The sequence below is a fragment of the Streptomyces sp. RKAG293 genome (assembly GCF_023701745.1).
GTDB lineage: Bacteria > Actinomycetota > Actinomycetes > Streptomycetales > Streptomycetaceae > Actinacidiphila.
This window is the reverse complement of record NZ_JAJOZB010000001.1, coordinates 5,956,588-5,983,434: the sequence shown is the minus strand read 5'-3', so window position 1 is coordinate 5,983,434 and position 26,847 is coordinate 5,956,588. Positions and strand designations below refer to the sequence as shown.

General features: G+C 70.9%; 25 protein-coding genes. 9 read left to right on the top strand and 16 right to left on the bottom strand.

Going from position 1 to position 26,847, the window contains the following annotated elements; genetic code table 11:
• Nucleotides 1-18: 18 nt before the first annotated feature.
• Nucleotides 19-192 (bottom strand): hypothetical protein, encoded by a 174-nt coding sequence (locus tag LNW72_RS26850; protein ID WP_250977701.1) that lies wholly within the window; start codon nt 190-192, stop codon nt 19-21.
• Nucleotides 193-389: 197 nt separating this feature from the next.
• Between LNW72_RS26850 and LNW72_RS26845 the strand changes: the two genes are divergently transcribed.
• The gene (locus LNW72_RS26845; protein ID WP_138350855.1) at nt 390-1,421 is read left to right on the top strand and encodes a LuxR C-terminal-related transcriptional regulator; all 1,032 of its coding nucleotides are present in this window, start codon (nt 390-392) and stop codon (nt 1,419-1,421) included.
• A gap of 30 nt (nt 1,422-1,451) precedes the next feature.
• Here the strand turns inward: LNW72_RS26845 and LNW72_RS26840 are convergent, their stop codons facing one another.
• From LNW72_RS26840 to LNW72_RS26800, 9 genes are all read right to left on the bottom strand, one after another.
• The gene (locus LNW72_RS26840; RefSeq protein WP_250977700.1) at nt 1,452-2,300 is read right to left on the bottom strand and encodes a 4'-phosphopantetheinyl transferase superfamily protein; all 849 of its coding nucleotides are present in this window, start codon (nt 2,298-2,300) and stop codon (nt 1,452-1,454) included.
• Between the two features lie 63 nt (nt 2,301-2,363).
• A complete protein-coding gene (locus LNW72_RS26835; protein WP_250977699.1) occupies nt 2,364-2,618 on the bottom strand; it encodes a phosphopantetheine-binding protein in 255 nt (84 codons plus the stop codon).
• Entirely contained in the window at nt 2,615-4,591 is a 1,977-nt protein-coding gene (locus tag LNW72_RS26830) for an HAD-IIIC family phosphatase (protein ID WP_250977698.1), read from the bottom strand. Before LNW72_RS26830 ends, LNW72_RS26835 begins: the two co-directional genes overlap by 4 nt.
• Before the next feature lie 29 nt (nt 4,592-4,620).
• The gene (locus LNW72_RS26825) at nt 4,621-5,640 is read right to left on the bottom strand and encodes a 3-oxoacyl-ACP synthase III family protein (protein ID WP_250977697.1); all 1,020 of its coding nucleotides are present in this window, start codon (nt 5,638-5,640) and stop codon (nt 4,621-4,623) included.
• The gene (locus LNW72_RS26820) at nt 5,637-5,825 is read right to left on the bottom strand and encodes a phosphopantetheine-binding protein (protein WP_250977696.1); all 189 of its coding nucleotides are present in this window, start codon (nt 5,823-5,825) and stop codon (nt 5,637-5,639) included. The genes LNW72_RS26825 and LNW72_RS26820 overlap by 4 nt, the downstream gene beginning before the upstream one ends.
• Nucleotides 5,780-8,671 carry a type I polyketide synthase gene (locus LNW72_RS26815; RefSeq protein WP_250977695.1) on the bottom strand — a complete coding sequence of 964 codons (2,892 nt, stop codon included), beginning with the start codon at nt 8,669-8,671 and terminating at the stop codon, nt 5,780-5,782. Before LNW72_RS26815 ends, LNW72_RS26820 begins: the two co-directional genes overlap by 46 nt.
• Entirely contained in the window at nt 8,671-8,964 is a 294-nt protein-coding gene (locus tag LNW72_RS26810; RefSeq protein WP_250977694.1) for an acyl carrier protein, read from the bottom strand. Before LNW72_RS26810 ends, LNW72_RS26815 begins: the two co-directional genes overlap by 1 nt.
• 38 nt (nt 8,965-9,002) lie before the next feature.
• Nucleotides 9,003-10,784, bottom strand: a complete 1,782-nt coding sequence (locus LNW72_RS41750) for an acyl-CoA dehydrogenase (RefSeq protein ID WP_250977693.1) — start codon at nt 10,782-10,784, stop codon at nt 9,003-9,005.
• Nucleotides 10,778-12,598: a fatty acyl-AMP ligase gene (locus tag LNW72_RS26800; protein ID WP_250977692.1), complete on the bottom strand. Its 1,821-nt coding sequence runs from the start codon at nt 12,596-12,598 to the stop codon at nt 10,778-10,780. Before LNW72_RS26800 ends, LNW72_RS41750 begins: the two co-directional genes overlap by 7 nt.
• Before the next feature lie 385 nt (nt 12,599-12,983).
• Between LNW72_RS26800 and LNW72_RS26795 the strand changes: the two genes are divergently transcribed.
• A complete protein-coding gene (locus LNW72_RS26795; RefSeq protein WP_250977691.1) occupies nt 12,984-13,991 on the top strand; it encodes a LuxR C-terminal-related transcriptional regulator in 1,008 nt (335 codons plus the stop codon).
• Nucleotides 13,992-14,145: 154 nt separating this feature from the next.
• A complete protein-coding gene (locus LNW72_RS26790; RefSeq protein ID WP_250977690.1) occupies nt 14,146-14,337 on the top strand; it encodes a hypothetical protein in 192 nt (63 codons plus the stop codon).
• Nucleotides 14,338-14,663: 326 nt separating this feature from the next.
• Here the strand turns inward: LNW72_RS26790 and LNW72_RS26785 are convergent, their stop codons facing one another.
• The 3 genes from LNW72_RS26785 to LNW72_RS26775 all read right to left on the bottom strand — a co-directional run bounded on the left by LNW72_RS26785 (nt 14,664) and on the right by LNW72_RS26775 (nt 16,742).
• Nucleotides 14,664-15,296, bottom strand: coding sequence for a hypothetical protein (locus tag LNW72_RS26785; RefSeq protein ID WP_250977689.1), 633 nt, complete (start codon nt 15,294-15,296; stop codon nt 14,664-14,666).
• A gap of 280 nt (nt 15,297-15,576) precedes the next feature.
• On the bottom strand, nt 15,577-16,065 hold the full coding sequence (locus LNW72_RS26780; RefSeq protein WP_250977688.1) for a glutathione peroxidase: 489 nt from the start codon (nt 16,063-16,065) through the stop codon (nt 15,577-15,579).
• Between the two features lie 23 nt (nt 16,066-16,088).
• A complete protein-coding gene (locus LNW72_RS26775) occupies nt 16,089-16,742 on the bottom strand; it encodes a pentapeptide repeat-containing protein (RefSeq protein WP_250977687.1) in 654 nt (217 codons plus the stop codon).
• A 96-nt stretch (nt 16,743-16,838) separates the two neighbouring features.
• Here LNW72_RS26775 and LNW72_RS26770 point away from each other — a divergent pair, with 96 nt between their 5' ends.
• Both LNW72_RS26770 and LNW72_RS26765 read left to right on the top strand, forming a co-directional pair.
• Entirely contained in the window at nt 16,839-18,188 is a 1,350-nt protein-coding gene (locus LNW72_RS26770) for an FtsW/RodA/SpoVE family cell cycle protein (RefSeq protein ID WP_250977686.1), read from the top strand.
• The gene (locus LNW72_RS26765; protein ID WP_250977685.1) at nt 18,185-19,636 is read left to right on the top strand and encodes a penicillin-binding transpeptidase domain-containing protein; all 1,452 of its coding nucleotides are present in this window, start codon (nt 18,185-18,187) and stop codon (nt 19,634-19,636) included. Before LNW72_RS26770 ends, LNW72_RS26765 begins: the two co-directional genes overlap by 4 nt.
• Nucleotides 19,637-19,667: 31 nt before the next feature.
• Here the strand turns inward: LNW72_RS26765 and LNW72_RS26760 are convergent, their stop codons facing one another.
• The 3 genes from LNW72_RS26760 to LNW72_RS26750 form a co-directional block, all read right to left on the bottom strand.
• Nucleotides 19,668-20,438 (bottom strand): polysaccharide deacetylase family protein, encoded by a 771-nt coding sequence (locus tag LNW72_RS26760; protein ID WP_250977684.1) that lies wholly within the window; start codon nt 20,436-20,438, stop codon nt 19,668-19,670.
• Between the two features lie 106 nt (nt 20,439-20,544).
• Nucleotides 20,545-21,684 carry a CapA family protein gene (locus LNW72_RS26755; protein ID WP_250977683.1) on the bottom strand — a complete coding sequence of 380 codons (1,140 nt, stop codon included), beginning with the start codon at nt 21,682-21,684 and terminating at the stop codon, nt 20,545-20,547.
• A 60-nt stretch (nt 21,685-21,744) separates the two neighbouring features.
• The gene (locus LNW72_RS26750; RefSeq protein WP_250977682.1) at nt 21,745-22,860 is read right to left on the bottom strand and encodes a ferritin-like domain-containing protein; all 1,116 of its coding nucleotides are present in this window, start codon (nt 22,858-22,860) and stop codon (nt 21,745-21,747) included.
• Between the two features lie 172 nt (nt 22,861-23,032).
• Here LNW72_RS26750 and LNW72_RS26745 point away from each other — a divergent pair, with 172 nt between their 5' ends.
• The 4 genes from LNW72_RS26745 to LNW72_RS26730 all read left to right on the top strand — a co-directional run bounded on the left by LNW72_RS26745 (nt 23,033) and on the right by LNW72_RS26730 (nt 26,842).
• A complete protein-coding gene (locus tag LNW72_RS26745) occupies nt 23,033-23,923 on the top strand; it encodes a diiron oxygenase (protein ID WP_250977681.1) in 891 nt (296 codons plus the stop codon).
• A gap of 70 nt (nt 23,924-23,993) precedes the next feature.
• Nucleotides 23,994-24,749: a TetR/AcrR family transcriptional regulator gene (locus LNW72_RS26740; RefSeq protein WP_250977680.1), complete on the top strand. Its 756-nt coding sequence runs from the start codon at nt 23,994-23,996 to the stop codon at nt 24,747-24,749.
• A complete protein-coding gene (locus LNW72_RS26735; RefSeq protein ID WP_138350875.1) occupies nt 24,746-25,042 on the top strand; it encodes a hypothetical protein in 297 nt (98 codons plus the stop codon). The genes LNW72_RS26740 and LNW72_RS26735 overlap by 4 nt, the downstream gene beginning before the upstream one ends.
• Before the next feature lie 162 nt (nt 25,043-25,204).
• Nucleotides 25,205-26,842: a chitinase gene (locus LNW72_RS26730; RefSeq protein WP_374117332.1), complete on the top strand. Its 1,638-nt coding sequence runs from the start codon at nt 25,205-25,207 to the stop codon at nt 26,840-26,842.
• The last annotated feature ends 5 nt before the right edge of the window (nt 26,843-26,847 follow it).

The window sequence follows — 26,847 nt, the reverse complement described above, 5'->3', positions numbered from 1 at the left end:
GTCAGTCCCCCGGGATGGTCAGTCCCACTCGTCGTCATCAGCGTGTACGTGCCCCGTGTTGTAAGCCACAGGAGTGCTGATGGCATCCCCCGCCTGACGTTCCAAGGTCTGCGCCTGCGCCGGGGAGTACCCGACCGCCAGCGCCGCGACCGCACTTGCGACGAGCATCGCCCGTACGGTCACACTCTTCATATTCGCCGAAACCCTCATGTTTCCCCCAAAAGGATCGGTCTCACGGACTTCACTGTGGTGCTGTCGTCACTTGAGGCTCACTAGAGCCACTGTCCGACCCGCACACAATGCCCAGGTTCGAATCCCCGCTCCAAGGCCAACCCGATGGCCTAAGCTTGCATGGCAGCAACTTCACAGCTCACGGGGGAGCGCCACGGATGGCCGGAAGCGGCAATTCCAGTTCGGAGTTCGCCGAGTTGGACGACTTGAGCGCTGCCGCTTACGGGGCCGCCGTCGAGTTCGGACGGTTCGACCGGGCGGACATCGCGGAGCGACTTTCGCTCACCACGCCCGAGGTCGACCGGGTGGAACACGTCCTGCGACTTCTGCACCTTCTGCAGCCGATGCCGGGTGATCCCGACGTGCTGGTTCCGGTGGGACCGGATGTCGCGGCCGCGGATCTGGTGGGATCCGCCGAGCATCAGATCCGGGATCTGCAGCAGGCCGTCACCGATGTGCGGTCGAAGCTGCTGTCGCTGATGCCGCGGTACTTCGAGGGACGCCGGATGCGCAACCGGCTGGAGGCCTTCGACGTCATCAGCGACAAGGACACCATCCAGTCGATGATCAACCACCTGACGCAGCAGTGCCGCAAGGAGCTGCTCACGGTGCAGCCCGGCGGCGCCCGCTCGTCACCGTCGCTGGCGTCGGCCCGGCAGCGCGCGCTGAACACGCTGGACCGGGGGGTGCGGATCCGCACCATCTACCAGCACACGGCCCGCAGCGACCTCGCCACCAGGGCGTATGTCCGGGACATCTCCGCCGAGGGCGCCGAGGTCCGCACCGCGGACGAACTCATCGACCGCATGATCATTTACGATCGGGAGACCGTCTTCCTGCCGGAGCGCAAGTCGGCCTCGAAGACCCCCGGCGCGGCGATCGTCCGCGAACCGACGCTGGTCGCCTTCCTGTGCGCGGTCTTCGAGCACCTGTGGGACGGCGCCACCCCGTTCAACCCCGACAGCCAGTCGACGTCCTCGGGGACCGACGATCTCCGCGCGTCGATCATCCGGCTGATGGCCAAGGGATACAAGGACGAGATGGTGGCGCGCCGGCTCGGCATGTCGGTACGCACCTGCCGCCGCCACATATCGGAGATCACCGAACAGCTCGAGGCCACCAGCCGGTTCCAGGCGGGGTTCAACGTCGCGCTGTCCGGGATGCTGGACCAGTTCGGCCTCAAGGAGTGACGACCCCGGGGACAGCGCCCCGGAGAAACGTCACTCCTGCTCATTGAGCGCGGCGGTGATCGCGTCCGCGGCGTCCTGGTCGAGCATGGTCGTGATGTCGGTGTCCAGCACCGCGCCGAAGCCCGCGTCGTACACCGCCGCGCTCACGCAGTAGCCGGTGTCGAGCACGAAGGTGCGGAACGCCCACTCGGACCCGGTCCCGGCCGTGCCGTCCGGGCGCTGCACGCGCACCGGCTTGCCGTCCGGGCCGAACCCGAACTCGCTGAACCGGAACTGCATGCCCTGCCCGATGGCCTTGCTGTACGCCTCCTTGAGGGTCCACAGCCGCACCAGGCTGGGGTTGCGCTGCTCCTCCTCCAGCGAGGCGAGGGTGACCAGTTCGTACGGTGTGCACACATGGCGGCCCAGGCCGCTGCCGTACATCTGCCGGTCGGTCCGCTCGGCGTCCACGCCGATCAGGCCGCGGGTGGTGAGGCCGACCAGCAGCAGGTCCTCGGTGTGGCTGAGGCTGATGTCGATCTGGTCGCAGCCGCGCAGATACGGCCGCCCGGTCGGCCCGTAGGCGAGCTCCAGGTCGTCGGGATCGCCGTTGAGCACCGCGCCGGCCGCGAACTTCAGCAGGATCCGCGAGGCCGCGTAGCGGCTGCGGACGGCGGGGTGGGCGAGGTCGAGATAGCGGGACCAGTCCCGGCCGAGCAGCGCGCGCAGTTCGTCGCCCTCGGGCAGGTCCGGCTGCAGATCGGCCAGCTGGGCGTAGATCAGCGCGGTTCCGTAGGCCGTCAGGTCGGCACGGACCCTGTCCCAGGCGGCACCCCTCGCGCCCACCTCGACCGGCTCGCCGAGGGGTGGGCCGAGAGTGGAGTTCCCGGGGACGGTCATCCTTGCTCCTCCAGACGGTGGTTCAACAGCGGTGGGTGTTCCAGGTGCGCGGTGGCGCGGGTCTCACGGCGCGGCGGCTCTCGCGCCGCCGGCCACCAGCGAGTGGATCTGCTGGAAGGTGCGGGCCTCCAGGACCTGCCGGACCGGGATCCGGCGCCCGGTCTCGTCCTCCAGCAGCGACACCAGCCGGAGCAGGTGCAGCGAGTCCCAGCCCTCAACGTCCGCGAGGTCGGTGTACGCGTCCCGGTCCGACAGCTCCAGGCCCAGTTCGGTGCGCAGCAGCCGCAGAAAGCCGCCCAGGTCATCGATGCCGCTCATCGGCGGTCCCCTCCCGGTCCGTCGTGTCCATCGTTCGGGTCGTGCTCGTCGAGTCGTTCGAGCCGTGCGTCGATCGTGAGGTGGTCCGGCACCGGCGGGACCGTACGCAGGTCATGACGCAGCAGTACACCGCCGCCGTTGCCGTCCTCCCCCAACTCCTCGAACACCTCCTCGAAGCCGAGCGAGGGATAGAAGTCCCGCACCCGGTGGTTCTTCGCGGTCGGCCGGTACCGCGCGTGCACCGCGGTGAGCCCGGCGTCCCGCGCCCGCTCCAGCAGGACGGCGACGCAGCCCTGCTCGATGCCCCTTGCCAGAACGCGGCAGCTCAACCAGATGTTGTCCAGATGAAGTCCGTCGGCCGCGCGATGGCCGAGTACCGCCCCGACGAGCCCGTTGTCGCCGAAACGGTCGGTCGCCCGCGCCGCGAGCACCAGTTGCCGCGGATCGGCGGCCCGTGCCTCCAGGTCCGCCTGCGCCAGCCGCAGTCCGGTGAGGTTGAACTGGTTGGTGCGCTGGGTGAGCTGGGCGAGCCGGGCGAACTCGTGCGGCAGGGGCGCGCTCAGCTGCACACCCACCTTGAGCTCGCGCAGGAAGTCCGCGTGCGAGCCGCTACCCTCGCGCAGCTCCCGGCGCTCGCGCTCCACCCGGTACTGCCCGGTCCTGGCCCGGTCCTCGTCCGTCAGCCGGGGCGTGTCGAACCAGCCGTCCGCCAGCAGCCGCGTCACATGCAGCGCGGGTTCGTCGTCGAGCGGGACGACGGAGACCTGCGGGGCGCCGTGCCGCACCTGGGCGCGTTCGGCCGGCGAGTCGTCGGCGAGGACGAGGGAGTCGAGGCCGATGCCGAGCCGGTCGGCGATGTCGGCGACATTGCCGTCCTTGGGCTGCCAGTTGGCATTGACCTGCACGAAGTCCGTCTCGCGCAGCACCATGTCGGGGTGGTCGCGGAGCACGGCGAGCACCGGCTCCGCATCGTTCTTGCTGCTCACCGCGAGCAGCACGCCCTGCGAGCCGAGCTGCTTGACGGTCCGCTGGAACGCCCCGAACGCCTCTCCGCGCAGCGTGCCCGCCGCCGCGATCCCGTCCGCCCCCGCGTCGCCCAGGATGCCGTCCCAGAGCGTGTCGTCCAGGTCGAGCACCAGGCACTTCTTCGTCATCCCGCGCAGCGACCTGGCGAGGTGCGCGGCCTCGCGGGCGTAGGCGGCGAGCAGCGGCGCGGTGTACTGGGCCTTGGCGTAGCCGGCCAGCCGGGGATCCGAGACGGGGCCGGTCTCGGCGATCAGCGGGTCGAGGTCGATGACGGCCAGGCCGGGGAAGCGCTCGGTCAGCCGCAGCAGCGCGGCGTTGAACTCCCGCCACACCACGCCGAGTTGGGCCCGTGAGCGGTGGTCGACGAGCTGATGGGTGTGGCGGCGCAGCAGCGGCAGGGTGTTGAGCACCAGCGTGCCGCCGGTCCCGTCCGCCGTCCCGGCGAGCCGGGCGTGCTCGGCGGCCAGGCCGGTGAGCCGCTCCAGTACGTCGTCGGCGGCGCGGGACAGTGCGGCGACGTCCCAGGGCAGCGGCACCTCGGAGAAGACGGTCTCGGCGTCGAGCAGGCACAGCGAGAGGTCGGCCTCCAGACCGTGGAAGAGCCCCTGCTCGGAGGTCAGATCGTGCAGGTAGGCGCCGTGGTCGCCGAGCACGGGCCGCAGCAGCAGCCCGTGCCGGGCCAGTTCCGCGGTGAGCGGGTCGACGAGCTGGGCCACGGTGGACTGGCCGGTGACGGCGACGGTGACGACAGGGGTGCCCGGATGGGCGGCCAGGACGGCGGCGCGGTCGAGGCCGGCCAGTAGCCGGCCGGCCCGCGGCAGATCGGCGGCCGCGGACGTGCCGGGGTCGTCGGTGAGCTCCGCGAGCAGCGGGGCGACCCGGTCGTACTCCGCCTCCAGCCGCCCGAGTGCCTTGAGCTCGCGCAGCCGTTCCAGTCCTGTTGTCATGTAACGCAATCCGTCCTTCTCCGACCTTCTCAGACCTTCTCCAGAGCGAGCCCGGTCTTGATCCACTTGCTGGACTCCACCGCGATGGCGAGCGCCCGCTGGCCGACCCGCAGTTCGGGCAGCAGTCGTTCGATCTGCTGGAAGGGCAGGGCGTTGCCGGTGTTGCCGGTGTCGGAGACACAGCTGATCTCGCGGGCGCCCGGCACCGCCAGGTGCTCCACGATGCGCTGGGTCATCCGGGTGGACAGCTGCGGCGGCAGCAGGAAGTCGAGGTCGCCGACGCCCCAGTCCAGCAGGCCCAGGAGGTCCCAGAGGATCTCCACGGCCATGACGGGGACGCTCTCCTCGATCTCCTTGTAGTCCTCGGAGATCATCTGGCGTTCGGTGTGCCGGTCGGTGATCCCGTACCAGTCGATGATCTGGCCGGGCGGCCGGCCGAGCCCGGCGAAGCGGTTGAGCACCCCGCGCAGCGCGACCCGTTCACCGGCCGGCTCCGCGGTGAGGACGGCGGCGCCCGCGCCGTCCCCGAACAGCACGTAGTTCACCAGCTCCTCGGTGGGCATCCGGCTCAGGTCACGGCGCAGGTCGAGATGGCGGTTGGTGACGTCCCCGCCGATCACCAGCCCCGCGCCGCTGCCGCCCGCGATCAGCGAACGTCCCAGGTCGATGGCCTGCACCGCGCCGGAGCAGCCGGCCTGGAGCTGGTACGCGGGCAGGTAGTTGAGCCCGAGCCGGTCGGCGACCCGGGCGGCGGTGGTCGGCAGCAGGGTGTCGGGGGTCGCGGTGGCGAGGACGAGGAACTCGATGTCGGAGGGGTCGAGACCGGCACCGGCGATGGCCAGGTCCCCGGCCTCCGCGCACAGGTCGGTGAGGCTCTGGTGGACCTCGCCGGTCGCCAGGTCCCAGGCGAAGTGCCGGGTCCTGGTGCCGACGAAGATGTCGATCCACTCCTCGCTCACGCTGAGCAGCTTCCCCAGGGTGCTGTTGTCCACCGGCGTTCCGGGCAGCGCTGTACCGGTGGAGGCGAGGTACGCCGTCGTCCCGGTCATGGCGTACGCACGCTGACGCACTCGGTCAGGAACTCCGCCAGCGAGCCCACGGACCGCAGCGCGGGCAGGAGTTGCTGGACGGAGATCTCGCCGGCGCTCGACAGCCGCGCCTCGATCCGGTCCTTGAGCTGCATGATCATCACCGAGTCGAATCCCAGGTCCTCGTAGAAGCGTGCCGCGGCCACCACCTGCTCCAGCGGATAGCCGCCGACCTCCGCGACCGCCTCGACGACGGCGGCCAGCACCGGGTCCCGTTCCTGCGACAGCGCGTCCAGCCGGGCGGGCGGGGTGTCCGCGGGCTCGGCGAACTCGGTCGGGAGCGCGGCCGGGGGCCCAGCGCGAGCGCGGGCTCCACCCGGCGTACGGGGGTCCGATCGCTCCTGGTGGTCTTCTCCGACGGCTCGGCCGGCCGGTTCCAGAAGCGGTGCCGGTCGGAGAACACATAGGGCCGCAGCCGTTCGGCCGTGCGCTGCCGCGGTGCGTAGAGCGCGTCCCACTCCGGGTCCAGCCCGGCCCGGTAGAGCGCGGCGACCAGCTCGGCCAGGTCCCGGCCGGACGCCTCGGCGCCCGGCGCCAGGTGCAGGAACCCGATGTCCCCGCGCAGCCCGGCCCGTCCCGCCAGCGGCAGCAGCTGCGGCTTGGGGCCGATCTCGATCAGATGCGTGGGGGCCAGCGCCTCGTTGAGCGCGCCCAGCGCGGACGAGAACAGCACCGGCTCGGCCGCCTGGCCGGTCCAGTACGCACCGTCCATCGGCTCGTCACGCAGCATCCGGCCGTAACGGGTGGAGGCCAGCGGCACCTGCGGCGGCGCGGCGGCGACGGTGCCGGCCGTCTCCGCGAACCGGGTCAGCGCCGGGGCCATCAGCGGCGAGTGGAAGGCGTGCGAGACCGGTACGGCCCGGGTCCGCACCCCCCGCGAGCGCAGGATCTCCGCGATCCGCTCCAGCGCCCGCACGGCGCCGGACAGCACCACGTCGGCGGGCCCGTTGACCGCGCCGAGGCCGACCTGAGGCTCGTCGTCGAGCAGGCTCCGCAGCTCGGCGGGGCTCGCGTTGACCGCCAGCATGCCGCCGCCCGCGGGCAGTTCCTGCATCAGCGCGCCGCGGACGGCCACCAGCCGGGCCGCCTCGTCCAGGCTCAGCACCCCGGCGAGCACCGCCGCCGGGTACTCGCCGATGCTGTGGCCGAGCACGGCGGCGGGCCGGACGCCGAGTTCGGTGAGGGTACGGGCCAGGGCGTAGCCGACCGCGAACAGGGCGGGCTGCGCGTTGCCGGTCTCGTGAATGCGCTGCTCACCACCCAGGATCAGATCGCGGACGGAGCCTCCGGTGTGCGGGGCGAGAGCCGCGTCGGCCTCGTCGAGAAAGTGCCGGTACACGGCGGAGTCACGGTGGAGCCCGGCGGTCATGGCCGGGAACTGGCTGCCCTGGCCGGTGAAGAGGAACGCCACCACGGGACGGCTCCACGGCCGGTGCGCGACCCCGGCCGGCTGGTCCTGCCCGGCGGCCTGCCGCAGCCCCGCGGCGAGTTCCGCGGTGTCGCGGGCGGTGAGGGCGAAGCGGAACGGCAGCCCGGTCTTGATCCGGTTGCTGTTCCAGCACAGCGCCGCCGCCTCGCCGCGCGGCCGCTTCGCGACGGCCTCCGCCTGGTCCGCGAGATTGCGGCGCAGCGCCTCCGGGGTGTCGCCGGTGAGGGTGAAGACACCGGCCGCGCCGCCGGCCGTGTCCCGCCGGACGGCGGACTCGGCGGCCTTGTTCCTGGTCCGGGGCGCGGTGGCGAGCACCGCGTGCGCGTTGGTGCCGCCCATCCCGAAGCTGCTCACCCCGGCCACGGCCTCGCCGGGCGGCAGCCGCAGCGGCGACTTCAGCAGCCGCAGCCCGCGCTCCGCGAGCCGCAGCTGCGGGTTCTCGCGGTCCGCGAAGCGGCTGGCCGGCACGATCCGGTGGTGCAGCGCCAGCGCCGCCTTGATCAGCCCCGCGATGCCGGCCGCGCCCTCGGTGTGCCCGAGGTTGCCCTTCACGGAGCCGATCGCGCACGGTTCGGCGCGCTCCACACCGTGCACCGTGCCCAGCGCAGCGCATTCGATGGCGTCGCCCAGCACCGTGCCGGTGCCGTGCGCCTCGATGAACGAGACCTGCTCCGGGGTGACGCCGGCCCGCCGGTACGCGGCCTCGACGACCTTCTGCTGCGACCAGCGGTTGGGGGCGGTGACGCCGTTGCTGCGGCCGTCCTGGTTCACGGCGGTGCCGCGGATCACCGCGTAGATCCGCTGCCCGTCGGCGAGCGCGTCCGCGGTCCTGCGCAGCACGACCAGGCCGACGCCGTCACTGCGCGCGATGCCGTCGGCGTCCGCGCTGAACGGACGGCAGCGGCCGTCGGACGAGGCCAGCCCGAGCTGGGTGTAGACGATGCCGAGCGCCGGGGACAGCACCAGGTTCACCCCGCCGGCCAGCGCCGTGTCGCACTCGCCGGACAGCAGCGCGTTGGCAGCCAGGTGCACGGCGACCAGCGATGAGGAGCAGGCGGTGTCGACCGCGAGGCTCGGCCCGGTGAGGTTCAGGTGGTACGAGATCCGGTTGGCGGTCATCCCCGCGCTGCTGCCCGCGCCCAGCTGCGGGGTGATCTCCGTGTGGTCGCCCATCCGCAGCCGGCCCCACTCACCGCCCATCACCCCGACGAAGACACCGGCGTCCGTGCCGGCCAGCGCGCCCGGGGCCCGCCCGGAGTCCTCCAGGGCGCGCCAGGCGCACTGCAGCAGCAGCCGGTGCTGCGGGTCCATCGCGGCGGCCTCGCGCGGCGCCACCGAGAAGAAGTCGTTGTCGAAGGCGTCCGCGTCGTCGATGAAGCCGCCGCGCGTCATCTCCGAGTGCACGCCGCCGGGCTCCCGCGAGGCGTAGTCGCGGGGGTTCCAGCGCTGCTCGGGAATGTCGCCGACGGCGTCGCCGCCGCGCATCAGCAGGTCCCAGTACGCGTCGCCGCCCGGCGCTCCGGGGAACGCGCAGTCGAGCCCGACGATGGCGATGGAGTCCATCAGCGGTTGCCCTCCGCGACCCGTGGGATCTCCACTGCCATGTACCCGACGAGGCTCTGGACCGTCGGGTGGTCCCAGAGCAGCGTGGGCTCCACGTACAGCCCGAACTGGTCCTCCAGGTCGCCGCACAGGCTCAGCGCGGCCACCGAGTCCATGCCGAACTCGGCCAGCGGCACCGTCGGGTCGATGCTGTCGGCCGGCCGGTTGAGGTAGAGCGCGAGCCGGTCGAGCAACCAGCCACGGTGCAGGTTGTCGGCGAGCACAGCACTGTGCCGGGTCGTCGGAGCGGTCATCGCTGGACTCCTTGGGTACGCGTCAGGCCCATGAACCGTCAGCCGGGAATGGGAGTGTTGTAGAGGTCGTAGCTGCGCTGGGCGCTGAAACGGACGTGGACTTCGTGCCGGAGCCGGGTCTCGCACTCCCCCGGCAGATCGGGGACCTTGGCGCCCAGCCGCCGCGCGATGCGGTGCAGGGCCGCGGCCGCCCAGGCCGGGTCGGCCAGGAACGGGTCGGAGCCGTCCTGGTTGTGCCGCCACACCCCCAGCACGGCGGACGCAGCGAGCAGCAGCGCGTACCGGTCCATCAGGGCGAACGAGGCAGGGCCCACCGGGGTGGTGCGGTCCGCGGGCTCCAGGGCCAGGACCCGGTCGCGCAGATCGCGGAACTCCTCCACCAGCTGCCCGGCCAACCCGCGCAGCGCCCGCTCCACCGGGCTGCGGCCCGGGATCGCGGCGGCGACCGACAGCAGCGACGCGCTGAGGCTGTCGCGGCCGCAGGCCAGGCTGAGCGACTCGGTGCGCAGCGGCGGCAGTTCGGCGCGCGGCCGGAACAGCCCGGCGGGCGCGTCGTCCTCGGTGAACCAGGACTGCCGCGCCAGCCGGTGCAGCTGCGGGATGACGGTGGCCTGGCAGGCGACCGAGCCGGCGTGCCCGAGGCTGAGCACCGGCACGTCCCTGACGTGCTTCTGGAAGATGCCCAGCGTGCCTTCGCGGGTGTAGAACCCGGCGCCGAGCACGATCGACAGGTCGTACATCGTCTCGGTGAGGATCCGCGGCAGCAGGTACTTCAGCGCCGCCGAGTACACACTGGTCTGCGTCGGCAGCAGATGGATCGCGCGCATCGCGACGAGCGCCAGGCTGTCGTACAGCAGCAGGTTGACGAAGGCCCCGGTCGCGGCGGCGTCGGTGCGCTGCGAGTCGGAACGGGCGCCGCCCCAGCCGCCGCCGCGGTGCTCGTGGTCGAAGCGGACCGCCGTGCGCAGGCTGGTGTCCACGGCCGCGAGCGCGGTCGCGGCGATCACGGTACGGCTGATCTGGAAGGACCGCAGCGCCGTTTCGATACCGCTGCCGACCGGCCCGAGCAGCGCGGACTCCGGCACCGGGCAGTCGTCGAACTCCAGCCCGGCGAAGGCGTTGCCGCGCAGTCCGACCGGCATCTGGTGCGGCACGATCCTGGAGCGGTCCGCGGGCAGCTCACCGGGGTTCAGCAGCAGCACCGAGTGGCTGCGGCTGCCGGGCGCCGGATCGGTGCGGCAGAACAGCACCAGGGCTTCCGACCGGGCCAGGTTGTTGATCACCGGCTTGCCGCCGCTGAGCAGGAACCCGCCGCCGTCCGCCCGCCGCGCCGCGACCTGGCTGCGGACCAGCTGGTTGCTGTGCGCCGTCTCGTGCTGCGCGATGGCCGCCTTCGCGCCGCGCAGCATCGAGCCGGCGAGCCACTCCTGCTGCTCGTCGCTGCCCGCCATCCAGACGTCGGAGGCGGCCATGTACGACATCATCCCGTAGCTCATGCCGAGCCCGACGTCCCGGCGGAAGACCGGGCGCATGACGCGGACCAGGGTGTCGATGGAGTCCAGCCGGCCGCCGAGCCTGCTGGGGACGAACTCCCGGTTCATCCCGAAGTCGTCGAGCAGCCCCTCGCCCCGGCTGAACGGCACCGCGGCCCGGTCGGCGTTCAGCACCGCCTGGTAGCCGCAGGGGTTGCCGGGGTCGGTGGGGTCGCCGAGCAGCGCCTCCAGTTCGGCGACGCGCGCCTGCACCGCAGCCTCACGCTGCTGCGGTGCGGGCGTCTCGGCGAGGGCGGCGGGACCGCCGGTCGCGGGCCTGGTCACCACGGCCTGCCTCTCCCGCCGGCCGGTTCCGGTTGCAGCAGGTCCTCGCCGAGCAGGGTGTCGCGGGCCCGCACCACGGCGTGCACGGCCGGGTCCAGCGCCTCGTACTCGCCGCGCAGTTCACCGTCGAGGAAGAGCTGCCGCATCAGGGTGCGCTGCACCTTGCCGCTGGTGGTCCTGCGGACCGTTCCCGGCCGGACCAGCAGGACGTTGCCCGCCGGGATGTTGAAGTCCTGGCCGATCATCGCCTGCACCTGCTGGGCCAGCGCCCGCAGGCTCGCCGCGCTCGCGCCCTCGCCCTTGACCTCCTGCACCACCACCAGCTGCTCGCGCCCGGCCTCGACGCTGAAGGCCGCTCCGGCGCCGTGGGCGAGCGCCGGGCTGATGGCGCGCACCGCGAACTCGACGTCCTGCGGATACACGTTCCGCCCGTTGATGATGATCACTTCCTTGAGGCGGCCGGTGACGAACAGCTCACCGTCCTCCAGCACGCCCAGGTCCCCGGTGCGCAGGAACCCGGTCTCGCCGTCGTTCAGGGTGCCGTGGAAGGTCGCGTCGGACTCCTCCGGCCGCTGCCAGTAGCCCTGGGCGACGCTGTCGCCGCGCAGCCAGATCTCGCCGACGGCGCCGGCCGGCAGCTCCCGGTAGCCGGCCGGGTCCACGATCCGTACGTCGAAGTCGGTGACGTGCCCGCTGCTGACGAGGGTCCGCTGCGGCCTGCCGGGCTCGGCCGCCGCCAGCTGGTCGCGCTCCAGGGCCTTGGTGTCCGCCTGCTTCTCGGTGAACGGGGCGTCGGGGACGCCCCCGGACACGATGAGGGTCGCCTCGGCCAGCCCGTAGCAGGGGTACAGCGCCTGGGGCCGCAGCCCGGCGGGGGCGAAGCGCTCGGCGAACGCCTTGAGGGTGTCCGCGCGGACCGGCTCGGCGCCGTTGAGCGCGAGCCGCCAGCGGGACAGGTCGAGCGCCTCGATCTGCTCGTCGGTGACGCGGCGCAGGCACAGCTCGAAGCAGAAGTTGGGTCCGCCGCCCGCGGTCACGCCGTACTCGTCGATCGCCTGCAGCCAGCGCACCGGCCGCTTGATGAAGGAGGTCGGCGACATCTGCACGGAGGAGCTGCCCAGCCACAGCGGGTGCAGCAGATGGGCGATGAAGCCCATGTCGTGGAAGTGCGGCAGCCAGCCGCCGAACCGGTCCTCCGGCGTGGTGCCCAGGGACCGGCCGATGGCCGCCTCGTTGGCCATCAGGTTGCGGTGCGAGACCATGACGCCGCGCGGGTCGGAGACCGAGCCCGAGGTGTACTGCAGGAACGCCAGGTCGTCGGGGCGGGCCGCGACGGGCTGCCAGGCGGCCGGGTCGCCGAAGCCGGTGTTGTCCGTGGCCAGGCAGACCACGTCCTCGCGGCGGGCCCGGGAGAGCCACAGCGCGATGTCCGGCGCGTTGGCCCGGTCCGTGAGCACCAGCTTCGCTCCGGAGTCCCGGATCACCGCCGAGGTACGGCTCAGCCGCTTCTCCTGGCCGGCGTCACCGGGCAGCGGCGCCGGCACGGCCACCGCTCCGGCGTACAGGCAGCCGATGAACGCCTTCAGGAACTCGGCCGTCGTCGGGTACAGGAGCAGCACCGGCTGCCCCTCCACGCCGTGCAGCTGCAGGACGGAGGCGATCCGCCGCGCTTCCCGGTCCAGCTCCCCGTAGGTCAGATGCTCGGCCGCCATGGCCGGTCCCGCGTCCCGGAGGAAGACATGGGCGTCCGCGTCGGCGAGCTCCGCGGCCCGTTCCAGGACAAGCTCGGTGAAAGTGGCGAAGCCTGACAATGACATCCCCTCGACATCCCCTCGCGGCGCAGCCACCGGTCCACTGACGGACCGGCGTGGAACGGGTCCCGCACATGTCGTTGGAGGATCGGTCGAACGGCTAAAGCAGCGGTTGCGCGAACCGGTTGACACGGCCGACCAGCGGCCAAGAGGATGGAATTCAGGTGGGTGACGTGCGTCACCGATCGTGCGGAGCGAACCCCGGCAGCCCCTGGAGGGGCCCGTGCACAGCCCGGCATTCCGGACAGCGTTCGACCACCCTCATCCGCGGGGCCCGGCCACGGCCGCCCGGCGGCGATCCGCGACCGCGATGACCGGCCATCTCCGCACAGCGGGCCGCTGGCATATGGCACAACCGTTGCTAAAGTCGCCTCTGGGTGAGGGGGTAGCCATGGCTGTGACTGTTCGAGGTGGGGCGGCGGAATCCGACGATGTCGGTCTTGCCCTGTACCAGGCATTGCGTGATCAGGGGTCGTGCCCGCCGGCGACGGCCGCGGCACGACTGGGTCTCACCGCCACCGAGGCGGCGGTCGGCTGGGCGGAGCTCCGTGAACTGGGGCTGATTCGCGCCGGACGCAGCCCGGAGGAGGTCGACCCGGTGGATCCGGACACCGCGCTGATCAGCCTGCTGGACCGGCAGCGGGCCGCACTGCAGGCGCAGCGTGAAGAGCTCACGGCGATCGTCAGAGCGTCGGAGTCCCTGATGGAGCGCTACCGGCCCGCCGTACAGCGGGACGCGGCCAAGGTCGAGGTGGAGATCATCACCGGCGACGGCCGCAAGCGGCAGATGGTCGGCGACTACTACGCCACCCTCACCACCCGCTCGCGCTCCATGCATCCGGGGCCGCTGCCGCCGGCCGAGGTACTGGCCGAGTCCCTCCAGGGCGACGCCGACATGGTCAAACGCGGTATCCGGGTACAGGCGATCTACACCCAGGGCATCAATTCGGCGCCCCGGCAGCGCAAGTACCTCTCCGAACTGGCCTCCGCGGGTGTGGAGGTACGGCTGGCGCCCCAGGTCCCGCTGGACCTGAGCATCGGCGACATGCACACCGCGATGCTCGCGGCCAACCCCGACAACCCGTCGGAGGCCGCGCTCCTCGTCCGCGGTACGGCTCTGGTCCGCACCTACAGCGCCCTCTACGAGGACTGCTGGTTGCGCTCGGTGCCGTACTCGACCAAAGTGGCTGACCGGTTCGACTCCGCGAGCGAGCTGACCGAGCAGCACCGCACCGCCATGCGTCTCCTGGCCAACGGACTCACCGATGAGCGGATCGCCAGGAAACTGGGCATCTCACTCCGTACGGTGAGCCGCCTGGTCTCCGAGGTCATGAGATACCTGCAGGCCGAGAGCCGGTTCCAGGCCGGGGTACTCGCCGTGACTCATGGGTTCATCTGACCTCATGACCTTCCGATTCGCGCCATTGCGCACTTACGCACCTGCCCTAACTGGCCACTTGCCGTCCATTTTTGGCACCCTGGCATTGCTACAAGGGCATCCCGAACCCGTGAGCAACTTCCTGCCTTCCCAGACAAGGATCACGATGTCGAGCATGCAGCACCTGACCAAGGTCACAGCGGTCGCAGCCCTGGTGCTCGCCCTTTCTTCAGTCGGCGCCACCGCCATGGCCGCGACGCACGACTCCGCCGTGGGGTCGCAGCGCACGCCACAGAGCGCCAACCCGGCTGTGTGGGTTCCGGCAGCCGCGCCGGATGTGTGGGTTCCCGCGTCGGCCACCGCCTGACAACAGACCTTCCCCCCTCCCCCACAGCGCTGTACGGTTCGCGGCTATGCCGCGGGCCGTACAGCGTTTTCTGCGTCCAGGCGCGTTTCGGCCAGAGCAACAGCGATTTTCAGCCATATCGCCCGGGAGGCGCTCGCAGGACGGCCCGGAAGGCCACTCGGAGGCGTGGATACGCGGGTGGCGGAGTACGGCGCGACACAAGGGTGCCTTTTCAGCCATGAGGGGCCGTTCTCGGCCAACCGGCACCGAATCTTTTCAGCCGTTCTCACCGGCCGATCACGCACCGTCTCCGGCCCGTGCCCGCTCGGTGGGAGCCGGCGCCGCGCTCAGCCCGTGAGGCGGTCGCGGCCCAGCGTGCGCAGCACGTCCTCCTGGGCGTAGAAGACCTGCCGACCGTCGCGCTTACGCCGCCACTGGTGCTCATTGGCGAGCCAGTAGACCGTGCCTGCGGGTATCCGCCAGGCCGAGGAGATCTCACGGGCGCTGAGCCCGGGCGGGACCCCGTCACAGGCCCGGCCCCGGTACAGGGCGCGCCAGCGCTCCGGCGGCCAGACGTGGGCGCGGTCCGTATCGCACTCCACAGCCGGGGGAAGCGTGGAGCCGGGTTCACGGACGACGGCGGTGAGGCGGCCGGGGCAGGACTGCACGATGCAGGGACCGACGGGGATACGGCGCTCCAGCCGGGGCCGGGCGATCTTCATACAGCGGCGGACGAGTGCGTCGACCTCCGCCGCGGCGTCCTCGGCCGCGGGGTGAACGGCCAGCCACGCCAGATGGCGTCGTAGGAATGCGGCGAGGGCCGGCACCGTCCGCAGGGGGAGGCGGACGGTGCGGCCCTCGACTATCAGATCGGCCCAGGAGGCGAGGGTGCCTCGGATGTCGGCGCGCGCATCGACAGCCGGCCCGTTCAGCGGGATGCCGGGCCGGCCACCTGCGGTGACACGGTCGCCACCGTCCACAGCCGGAACGAGCGCAGCCTCCAACTCGCCATATACCCGGGGAAGCAAGGCGAGTTGCCGATCCAACCGCTCCTGGCAGGGGAGGCACAGCGCAGGATCCGTGTCCACGCATAGATGCCCGGTACGGAATTCGCTCTCCTGCACTCCGCTGTCCCTTCCTCGCCGAGGCGGTAAGAAGAGAAAAGCAGGAGAGCGACCACCCCGACAATGAGTTCCAACCTGCCGGATCGCGCCATGGCGTGGCCCCGCCCTTAGGGGGACACGGGGCGATCTTGCGAGGTCAGGCGGGCAGCACGGCTTCGATGGCTTCGACCAGCTCAGCGGCCTCGGGCTCGGTGCGCGGCCGGAACCTGCCCGCCACCTCGCCGTCCGGGCCGATCAGGAACTTCTCGAAGTTCCACTGCACGTCCCCGGCCTCGCCCTCGGCGTCCTTCGCCTGCGTCAGCTCGGCGTACAGCGGGTGCCGCTCCTCGCCGTTGACGTCGGCCTTCTCCAGGAGCGGGAAACTCACACCGTAGCTGGTGGAGCAGAAGGTCTGGATCTCCTCCGCGCTGCCGGGCTCCTGGCCGGCGAACTGGTTGCTGGGCACACCGAGCACGGTGAAGCCGCGCTCCGCGTACCGCTGCTGCAGCCGCTCCAGGCCCTCGTACTGCGGGGTGAGACCGCACTTGGAGGCGACGTTGACGATGAGCAGCGCCTTGCCGCGCTGGTCCGCCAGCGAGGCGGGCTCGCCGGACAGGGTGCGCAGCGGGATGTCGTACAGGCTCACAGGGGTCTCCTACTTGTCCTTGACTACTTGTCCTTGACGGTGATGCCGAGGGTCTGGGCGAGGGCCGGGGCCAGGTCGAAGAGCTGGAGGGTGGTGATGAGGGCACCCTTGAGCGATTCATGGCCGTCGGCGAGTTCGAGGGTGGTGGCGCCGCGCAGATCGGTCTTCTTCAGCGTGGCGCGGGCGAGGTGGACGCGCTCCAGCCGGGTGCCGGGGAAGCTCACCCCGGTCAGCTTGGCGCCGCCGAGGTCCACGTCCCGCAGCACGCAGTCCTCGAAGACCACGTCGTGCAGCGTGGTGGCCCGCAGGTTCACCGAGTCGAACTTGCACTGGCGGAACACGACGCGCCGCAGCACCGAGCCGTACGCCTCGATGCCCGCCAGCGCGCACGCGGTGAAGGCGGTGTCGAGCCAGGAGGACTCGGCGAGCGCGGTGCCGGTGAAGCGGGTCGCGTGCGCCCAGACGTCGTTGAAACGGGCGCCGCGCAGCGGGGTGCCGGTGAAGCCGCAGTCCGTGATGGCGCACTCGAGGAAGTGCACCCCCGAGGCCTTCTCGTCCTCGAAGGTGAGCCGGTCGAAGTGCACCGTGTCGTACCGCTCGTCGACCTCCAGGCCGCCCTCGTGCGGGCGCAGCAGGTCGGCGTAGGGCAGGTCGGCGAGCTCCTCGGGTGGCGTCACACCGTGCAGCCTACGTCCCGGCCCCGACAGCGGGGCTCGCGGTGCCCATCGGTCGCATAAGGGACATTGGCCCCGCCGCTTGCTACGTTGCAGCCCATGAGCGCAACGACCACCGACGCTCCCCCGCCCCTCGTGCTGCTGCCGAAGCGGCGCGGCGTGGAGCTCTCCCTGCTGATCGGTGCGGTCCTCATCTCGGTGTACGGCTACGCGGAAGTGGGACTGGCCCGGAACGGCGCCGTGCCGCCCGACGCGGCGGGGTACGGAGCGGGGCTCGGCGTCCTGGCGCTGCTCGCCCATGCCGCGGTCAGGGCCCGCGCCCCCTACGCCGACCCGCTGCTGCTCCCGATCGCCGTCCTGCTCAACGGGGTCGGGCTGGTCCTCATCTACCGGCTCGATCTGGAGCCGGTGCTCGGCGCCGAGGGCGCTCCCACCCAGCTGGTCTGGTCGACGCTGGGCATCGGGCTCTTCATCGCGGTGGTCCTGGTGCTGCGCGATCACCGGGTGCTGTCGCGCTACGCGTACGTCTGCTGCGCGGCCGCCCTGTTCCTCATGGTCGTCCCGATCTCCTTCCCGGCGATCAACGGCGCCAAGATCTGGATCCGGATCGCCGGCTTCTCGATCCAGCCGGGCGAGTTCGCCAAGATCCTGCTCGCGCTGTTCTTCGCCGCGTACCTCGCGACCAACCGCAACGCCCTGGCGTACACCGGCCGCACCTTCTGGAAGCTGCAGCTGCCCACCGGCCGGGTGCTCGGCCCGATCGTGACGATCTGGCTGCTCAGCGTGTGCCTGCTGATCGCGGAGCGGGACCTGGGCACCTCGCTGCTGTTCTTCGGGCTCTTCGTGGTGATGCTGTACGTCGCGACCGGCCGGACCGGCTGGATCGCGGTGGGGCTGCTGCTGTCGGCGCTCGGCGCCTTCGCCGTCGGTGCGGTCGAACCGCACGTCCACGCGCGGGTGGAGGACTGGCTGCACCCGTTCGCCAGCATCGAGGCGGGCGACGGACCCAACCAGCTCGCCCAGTCGCTGTTCGCCTTCGGCGCGGGCGGCATGCTCGGCACCGGCCTGGGGCAGGGCCACTCGTATCTGATCGGCTTCGCCACCAAGTCCGACTTCATCCTCTCCACGGTCGGCGAGGAGCTGGGCATGGCGGGACTGACCGTGCTCCTGGTGCTCTACGCGCTGCTGGTGGCCCGCGGCTACCGCGCGGGGCTGGCGCTGCGCGACCCGTTCGGCCGGCTGCTGGCGATCGGCCTCGCCTCGATCCTGGCCCTGCAGGTCTTCGTGATCGCGGGCGGGGTGATGGACCTGATCCCGCTGACCGGCATGGCGATGCCGTTCCTCGCCCAGGGCGGTTCGTCCGTCGTCACCAACTGGATCATCGTCGCGCTGCTGATCCGGCTCAGCGACAGCGCGCGCCGCCCGCTGCCGGACGCGGGTGCCTGGTGATCCGCTACATCCGGCGGGCCGCCGCCTGCTGTCTGGTCCTGCTGGTCGCGCTGCTGATCAACACCAGCCGGGTGCAGATCTTCCAGGCCGACTCGTTCAACGCCAATCCGGCCAACCGCCGCGCGCTGATCGCCCGCTACGACCAGCCGCGCGGCGACATCCTCGTCGCGGGGAGGTCCGTCACCGGCTCGCTCGCGACCGACGACCAGCTGACGTATCTGCGCACCTACACCCAGGGGCCGCTGTACGCGCCCGTCACGGGCTATGTGTCGCAGCTGTACGGCACGAGGATGCTGGAGGGCACCGAGGACGCCGTGCTGTCCGGCACCGACCCGCAGCTGGCCTCGCTCCCGCTGTGGAACGAGATCACCCGCGCCCGGCAGAAGGGCGGCGACGTCCACACCACGATCAACCCGGCCGCCCAGGAGGCCGCCTTCACCGGGCTCGGCGACCGCACGGGCGCCGTCGCGGCGCTCGACCCGGCCACCGGGCGGGTCCTGGCGCTGGTCTCCACGCCCTCCTACGACCCCTCGGGGATCGCGGGGACCGGCCGCGACGTCAACGCCGAGTGGGCCCGGCTCACCGCCGATCCCGAGCAGCCGATGCTGGACCGGGCGATCCGCCAGACGTACCCGCCGGGTTCCACCTTCAAGGTCGTCACCGCCGCCGCGGCCCTGGAGAGCGGCAAGGTCGCCGATCCGAAGGCCCCGACGAAGACCCCCGAGCCCTACACGCTGCCCGGCACCACCACCCAGCTGGAGAACGAGGCGGCGGGCTGCGCCGACGCCAGCCTGCTCGTCGCCTTCACCGTCTCGTGCAACACCGTCTTCGCGAAGCTCGGCGTGGACGTCGGGCTGAAGGGGATGGTGCAGCAGGCGCAGGCGTTCGGCTTCAACGACCGCCGGCTGCGGATCCCGCCGAGCGTCGCACCGAGCAACTTCGACACCAGGATGGGCCCCGACCAGGTCGCCCTGTCCTCCATCGGCCAGTTCGACACCACCGCGACACCGCTGCAGATGGCGATGGTCGCGGCGGCGGTCGTCAACGGCGGCGAGCTGATGTCCCCGTACCTCGTGGACCGGATCACCAACTCCAACGGCGTCACGGTCGCCGCTGCCGCCGGCCGCCCCCTGCACCAGGCCGTCAGCTCCGGCACCGCCGTGCGGCTCCAGCAGATGATGGAGGCCGTCGTCACCAAGGGCACCGGCACCAACGCGGCGATCCCCGGCATCACGGTCGGCGGCAAGACCGGCACCGCGCAGCACGGAGTCGGCAACAAGGGCATGCCCTATGCCTGGTTCATCTCCTACGCCAAATCCGCCGCCGGCCAGCCGGCCGTCGCGGTGGCCGTCGTCGTCGAGGACGCCGAGGCGGTCCGTGCCGACATCTCCGGCGGCGGCAGCGCGGCCCCCATCGCCCGCGACGTCATGCGGGCCGTCCTGGGCTGACCGGCGCCACCGGCGAACAGGGCGCCTGGGCCTAGTAGACCTTCGGGAAGCTGAACGCGTAGCCCTGCTGCTTCAGCCACGGGAGCACCTTCTCCAGGGCCGCGACCGTCTGGTCGCGCTTGCCGCCACCGTCGTGGAAGAGGAGGGTCGGGCCGCCCGCCACCTCCTTCTTGACGGTGCTCACGATGGTGCTGACACCGGGCTTCTCGAAGTCCTTGGAGTCCACGTTCCAGCCCAGCGGGCGCATTCCGTGCGCCGCGGCGAGCTTGCGGTTGAAGGGGGTGAACGCACCGCCCGGGGCCCGCCAGTACTGCACCTTCACACCGCCGGAGGCCTCCTCGATCATCCGCTGCGCGTCGAGGATCTCCTGGCTCTGGTACGCCTCGGGCTTCTTGTCCATGCCCGTGTCGTGGGTCATGGAGTGGTCACAGAGCCGGTGGCCGGCCGCCACGATCTGCCGGATGAGGTCGGGGTGGGCCTTCGCCTGCGGACCGATCACGCAGAAGACGGCCTTCACATCGTTCTGCTTCAGCACCTCGAGCACCCTCGGCGTCCAGGTGGGGTCGGGGCCGTCGTCGATGGTGATGTTGACGGCCTTGCCGCCGCTCTCCGGCATGTGCACGATCTCGATCGGCACCGGCCGGGCGGGCTTCGCGTCCACCGCGGGCTTGGATTCCTTCGCCTCGGCCTGTGCCTTGTTGTATCCGGACACCGCCAGGGCGCCGGCTATCGCGGCTATCAGGGCGATGACCGAGGCCACGGTTATCGCTATGTTCCGCTGGCTCGCGGTGAGTCGCGCCATGGGTTGAGTCCCCTTCTCTCGTCGCGTCGCAGCACGGCAGGACTGAACACACAGCCAAACCCCCGCACATCTGCAGTGATAGATGCCGGTGACAGCGCGGCGGTTCCTACTTCTTCGGCGCCGCTGACAATCCCGTGCAGCCGCGCAGCCCGGCGCGGCGGTCGTTGATGCGTTTCGCCCCGGCGTCCTCCTGGGGCATGGGCACACCGCGGTTGTCGACGAAGGCCGGCGTGAAGCGCTCGCCCGCGACCTTGCCCTTGGCGATGGTCAGGGTGGTGACGCCGGTGTCGTTGGAGTTCGGGTAGGGCGAGGTGCCGTACCAGAGCAGATTGCCCATGCCGTAGGCGACATAGGTCTGCCGCAGCATCCCGGAGCCCAGCATCACGTGCGCGTGCGTGCCGACGACCGCGGTGGCCCCGGCCGCCGCCAGCTTCGCCGCGATGGACTTCTGCTCGGGCCCCGGGCAGGACTGCCCCTCGGTGCCCCAGTGCAGATAGACGACCACGACGTCGGCCTTCTTCTTCGCCGCCTTGACCGCCGCCACCAGCTTGGTCTGCTCCAGCGCCGAGGCGATGCCCGGCTTGGTCGCCGTGGCGCGCCAGTTCTGGTTGGTGATGTCCTGCACCTGGCTGGCCGCGAGGACGGCGAGCTTCACCCCGCGGATCGTCTTCAGATACGGACGGTAGGCCTGGGCCTCGTTCGCACCGATGCCGACGACCGGGATCGGCGCGTCCTTGACCGCATCGAGGGTGTCCGTCAGCCCCTGCGCGCCGTAGTCGACGGCGTGGTTGTTCGCCATCGAGACCGCGTCCACGCCCGACTTCTTGAGGACGTCGAGCGCGGTGGCGGGCGTCCTGAAGTGGTACGTCTTGGGCTGCGGGGTGCCCCGCGTGGTGATCGCCGTCTCCAGGTTGACCATGGAGAAGTCGGCCGCCGCGAGGGTCTTGGAGAGCGGACCGATCGCCGGCTCCGTCATCCCGTTGACCAGCCGGGGCTGCGTACGCTCCGTGAAGTGCACATCACCGCCGAACGCGAGAGTGATCGTCCCCGGTGCGGCCGGTGCCGTCGCCTCCGGCGCCACCGAACCCTCCGGCAGGCCGTCCACCTGTGCGGTGGGCGCGCCGGACACCGGCGCGAGTACCTCGGGCGACGGCGTCGAGCCGGATCCACAGGCGGCGCTGAGGGTCAGCAGTGCGAGCCCCAGCGCCATGCGTACGCGCCGTCGCGCTCTCGGTCCTTCAAGCATCGAGCAAGCGTACGACTCCCGAGCGGATGTTTTCGACGTCCTGGGAACTCTCCCCGGGATTCAGCCGGTCTCCGTTCCCGAGCCGAGGGTGATCGCGTCGGCGACCTCCGCGACGCGGGCCGACTCCTCGGCGGCGAAGCGTTCGGCGTCGAGCTTCTCGGCGATCTCCTCGTCCTCGGCCATGAGCAGATCGAGATTGGAGTCGCCCATGTCGAAGACGCCCATATCGACATAGGCCTGTTGCAGCCGGGGGCCCCACAGACCGATGTCCTTCACGCAGGGCACGATCCGGCTGAAGAGCAGCTTCCGGAACAGGTGCAGGTACTCGGAGTTCTCGCTGAGTTCCTCGGCGTCCTTTCGCGGAATTCCGAAGTTCTCCAGCACCTCGACCCCGCGCAGCCGGTCGCGCATCAGATAGCAGCCCTCGATGACGAATTCCTCGCGCTCCCGGAGTTCACCTTCGCTGAGCTGCTGGTAGTAGTCCCGCAGTGCCATCCGCCCGAAAGCGACGTGCCGGGCCTCGTCCTGCATGATGTAGGCCAGGATCTGCTTGGGCAGCGGTTTGTCCGTGGTGTCGCGGAGCATGCCGAACGCGGCGAGGGCGAGTCCTTCGATGAGGACCTGCATTCCGAGATAGGGCATGTCCCAGCGGGAATCGCGCAGGGTGTCGCCGAGCAGTCCCTGCAGGGAGTCATTGATCGGATACAGCATCCCGACCTTTTCCTGCAGGAACCGGGCGTATATCTCGGCGTGCCGGGCCTCGTCCATGGTCTGGGTCGCGGAGTAGAACTTGGCGTCCAGATCGGGGACGGATTCGACGATGCGGGCCGCGCAGACCATGGCGCCCTGTTCACCGTGCAGGAACTGGCTGAACTGCCAGGACGCGTAGTGCCGTCGCAGGTCCTTCTTGTTCTGTTCGTCCATCTTGTCCCAGTAACGGGTCCCGTAGACGGTGAGCGCCTCGTCCGGGACGCCGAGCGGGTCGTAGGGATCGACCTCCAGGTCCCAGTCGATCCGCCGGACGGCGTCCCACTGCTTGTCCTTGCCCTTCTGGTAGAGGGCCAGCAGCCGGTCGCGCCCGTCGTCGTACTCCCAGGAGAAGCGGGCCGCGCCGCTCGCCGTGACCTCCCAGAGAGCTTCGGTCGGTGCTGTCGTGTAGAGCTCGTGCGTCGACACTGACGCCTCCTCGTGGCTCGCCCGAAATGCGTTACGGGGTCCGGTCGTTGGCCGTGCTGTCGTTGGCGGTCGTTGGCAGACTCACACGCCGGTTACCGCCGGGTCAACAAGTTCTGCGCGAGGGATTGACGTCCTTGCTGACACGCAGTCTCATAAGCGTATGGCCCCCATCATGACCAAAATCACGGAGCGCGAGAAGGTCGCGGAGCGGCTGCTCGACGCCTCCGCCAAGCACTCCTTCGACCCCGACACCGAGCTGGACTGGGACGCCCCGTTCGAGGACGGCAAGTGGTTCTGGCCCCCGGAGCTGTGCTCCCTCTACGACACCCCGCTGTGGAAGCACATGTCGCAGGAGCAGCGGATCGAGCTGAGCCGGCATGAGGGCGCGAGCATCGCCTCGATGGGCATCTGGTTCGAGATCATCCTGATGCAGCTGCTCGCCCGGCACATCTACGCCCTCGACCCGACCAGCCAGCACGTCCGGTACGCGCTGACCGAGGTCGCCGACGAGTGCCGGCACTCGATGATGTTCGGCCGGCTGGTCAAGAAGTCCGGCACCCCGGTCTACCGGCCGCGCAAGCTCCATCTGCACCTCGGCCGGATCCTGAAGACGTACTCGACGACGCCCGGCGCCTTCACCGGGACGCTGCTCGTCGAGGAGATCCTCGACTGGATGCAGCGGCTGACCTTCCCGGACGAGCGCGTCCAGCCGCTGGTGCGCGGGGTGACCCGCATCCATGTGATCGAGGAGGCCCGGCACGTGCGGTACGCCCGTGAGGAGCTGACCCGCCAGATGGCCACCGCCCCGCGCTGGGAGCGCGAGCTCACCCGGCTGACCTCCGGGGAGACCGCGAGGATCGTGGCGGGCTCGCTGGTCAGCCCGAAGGTGTACGAGGCCGTCGGGCTCAATCCGGCCTACGCCATGGAGCAGGTGCGGGCCAGCGGCCACCGCCGGGACGTCATGCTGCAGTCCTCGAAGCGGCTCGTCGAGTTCCTGGAGGAGATCGATGTGCTGCGCGGCCCCGGCCGCCGGCTGTGGCGCGCCTCGGGCCTGCTCGCCTGAACGACCCGTTACGGTCTGGCGCGCGGCCGTCACCGGACCCGCGCCGGGCCCCACCGGTTAGGCTGCGCCCATGAACGGCAGCGCGGCGCCCGCATACCGCCGACTCAGCGTCGAGCAACGCCGCACGCAGTTGCTCGCGGCAGCGGTGGACCTCTTCGGGCACCACCGCCCCGAGGACGTGTCGGTCGACGACGTCGCGGCCGCCGCCGGGGTGTCACGGCCGCTGGTCTACCGGTACTTCCCCGGTGGCAAACAGCAGTTGTACGAGGCCGCGATGCACAATGCCGCCGATGAGCTGCGGAAATGCTTCGTCGAACCGTCACAGGGCGCACCGACGCAGCGGCTGGCGCACGCCCTGGACCGTTATCTCTCGTTCGTCGACGAGCACGACGCCGCCTACTCGGCACTGCTGCGCGGCGGCAGCGTCGCCGAGACCAGCCGGACGGGCGCGATCGTCGACGGGGTGCGGCGGAGCGCGGCCGAGCAGGTGCTGCTGCACCTGGGGGCGCCGGATCCGGGCCCGCGGCTGGCGATGATGGTCCGCTCCTGGATCGCCTCGGTGGAGGCGGTGTCGCTGACCTGGCTGGACGAGGGCAAGCAGCCGCCGCTGCCGGAGCTGCGCGGCTGGCTCGTCGACCATCTCACCGGTCTGCTGGTGATCACCGCGACGACCGACCCGGAGACCGCCGGGATCGCCGCGGCGGCGCTGGCCCTGGAGACCCCGGACAGCCCGGCCGGTGAACTGGCCCGGCGGCTTGCCCCGATCGTGGAGGCCGTCGCGCATCTGCTCCCCGACGACGACGGCCGTGGGATGCTGGGCGCGTGAGAAGCGAGAACACGGAGTTCGTCGGCGGCCCGCTGGACGGGCGCCTGATGGGCGTCCTGGTCGGGGCGACCGGACAGCCGCCGAAGGTGTACACCGTGCCGGTGCCGGACGCCGACGGGGGCAAGCCCGTGGTGCACGTGTACCACCGCGAGCCGAGCCCCGGCCCGCGCGCGGCGCGGCAGACCCGGTGGGTCTTCGTGTACGACCCCGAAGGGACCGTGCCGGACACCCGGCTGAAGTGGCCGTGGTCGAAGAGCGTACGGAACAAGGGGACGCGTCCGCCCGGGGATTGACGGCACAACGGCAGGTGACGGCCGCGCGGGGGCGCGGTGGCCACCGGACGTCGCACGGGTGTTGGTTCAGACCATTGACAGGATTGGTCCAGACCTGTTTGCTGCGCCTTGTCATGCGCACTGCGTCATGCGCACTCCTTGAAGCAGAAGGAGCATCCCCCCGTGCTCACATCCCCCTTCCGCGGCCGGTCGCGATCCGCCATCGCCGGCGCAGCCACCCTGGCCTGCGCGGCCACCCTCGGCGGCCTGGTCGCGCTCGCCCCCTCCGCCTCCGCCGGTGAGTTCCTGACCAACGGCGGCTTCGAGACCGGATCCCTGTCCGGCTGGACCTGCGACGCGAGCGCCAAGGCCGTCACCGGCCAGGCCAAGAGCGGGAGTTACGCGCTCGCCGGCACCCCCGGCGCGAGCGACACCGCCCAGTGCAAGCAGACCGTCGCCGTCGCGCCGAACACCGCCTACACCTTCTCCGCCCAGGTCAAGGGCTCGTACGTGTACATCGGCGTGGACGGCGGCACCAGCACCTGGACGCCGGGCACCGGCGGCGCGTACCAGCAGCTGAGCGTCAACTTCACGACCGGCGCGAGCCAGACCAGCGCCACGGTCTATCTGCACGGCTGGTACGGCCAGCCGGTCTACTACGCCGACGACGCCTCGCTCAGCGGGCCCGGCGGCCCGACCAACCCGCCCACGACACCGCCGACCACCCCGCCGACGACGCCCCCCACCACGCCGCCGACGACCCCTCCCACCACGCCGCCCACCACCCCGCCGCCCTCCGGCGGACTGCCCACCCACGCGCTGGTCGGCTATCTGCACGCGAGCTTCGCCAACGGGGCGGGCTACACGCGCATGGCCGACGTTCCCAGCACCTGGAACGTCATCGACCTCGCCTTCGGTGAGCCGACCTCCGTCACCTCCGGGGACATCCGCTTCAACCGCTGCCCCGCGACCGAGTGCGCCGGCGTCGAGTCCGACGCCGAGTTCAAGGCCGCCATCCAGGCCAAGCAGGCCCAGGGCAAGAAGGTCGTCATCTCCATCGGCGGCCAGAACGGCCAGGTGCAGCTGACCACCGCGGCGGCCCGCGACACCTTCGTCTCCTCGGTGAGCGCGATCATCGACAAGTGGGGGCTCAACGGCCTCGACATCGACTTCGAGGGCCACTCGCTCTCCCTCAACACCGGCGACACCGACTTCAAGAACCCGACGACACCGGTCGTGGTGAACCTGATATCCGCGCTGAAGACCCTCAAGGCCAAGTACGGCAGCGGCTTCGTCCTGACGATGGCCCCGGAGACCTTCTTCGTCCAGCTCGGCTACCAGTACTACGGGTCCGGCCCGTGGGGCGGCCAGGACCCGCGCGCGGGCGCCTATCTGCCGGTGATCTACGCGATGCGCGGCGATCTGACCCTGCTGCACGTCCAGGACTACAACTCGGGCTCGATCATGGGCCTGGACAACCAGTACCACTCCATGGGCGGCGCGGACTTCCACATCGCCATGACCGACATGCTGCTCACCGGCTTCCCCGTCGCGGGCAACACCGCCAACATGTTCCCGCCGCTGGCGCCCTCCCAGATCGCCATCGGCCTGCCCGCGAGCACCAACGCCGGCAACGGCTACACCGCCCCGGCCGAGGTGAACAAGGCACTGGACTGCCTCACCAGGAAGACGAACTGCGGCAGCTACTCCACCCACGGCACCTGGCCGGCGCTGCGCGGCCTGATGACCTGGTCGGTGAACTGGGACAAGTACAGCAACTGGGAGTTCTCCAACAATTTCCGCTCGTACTTCGGAAGCTGAGATCA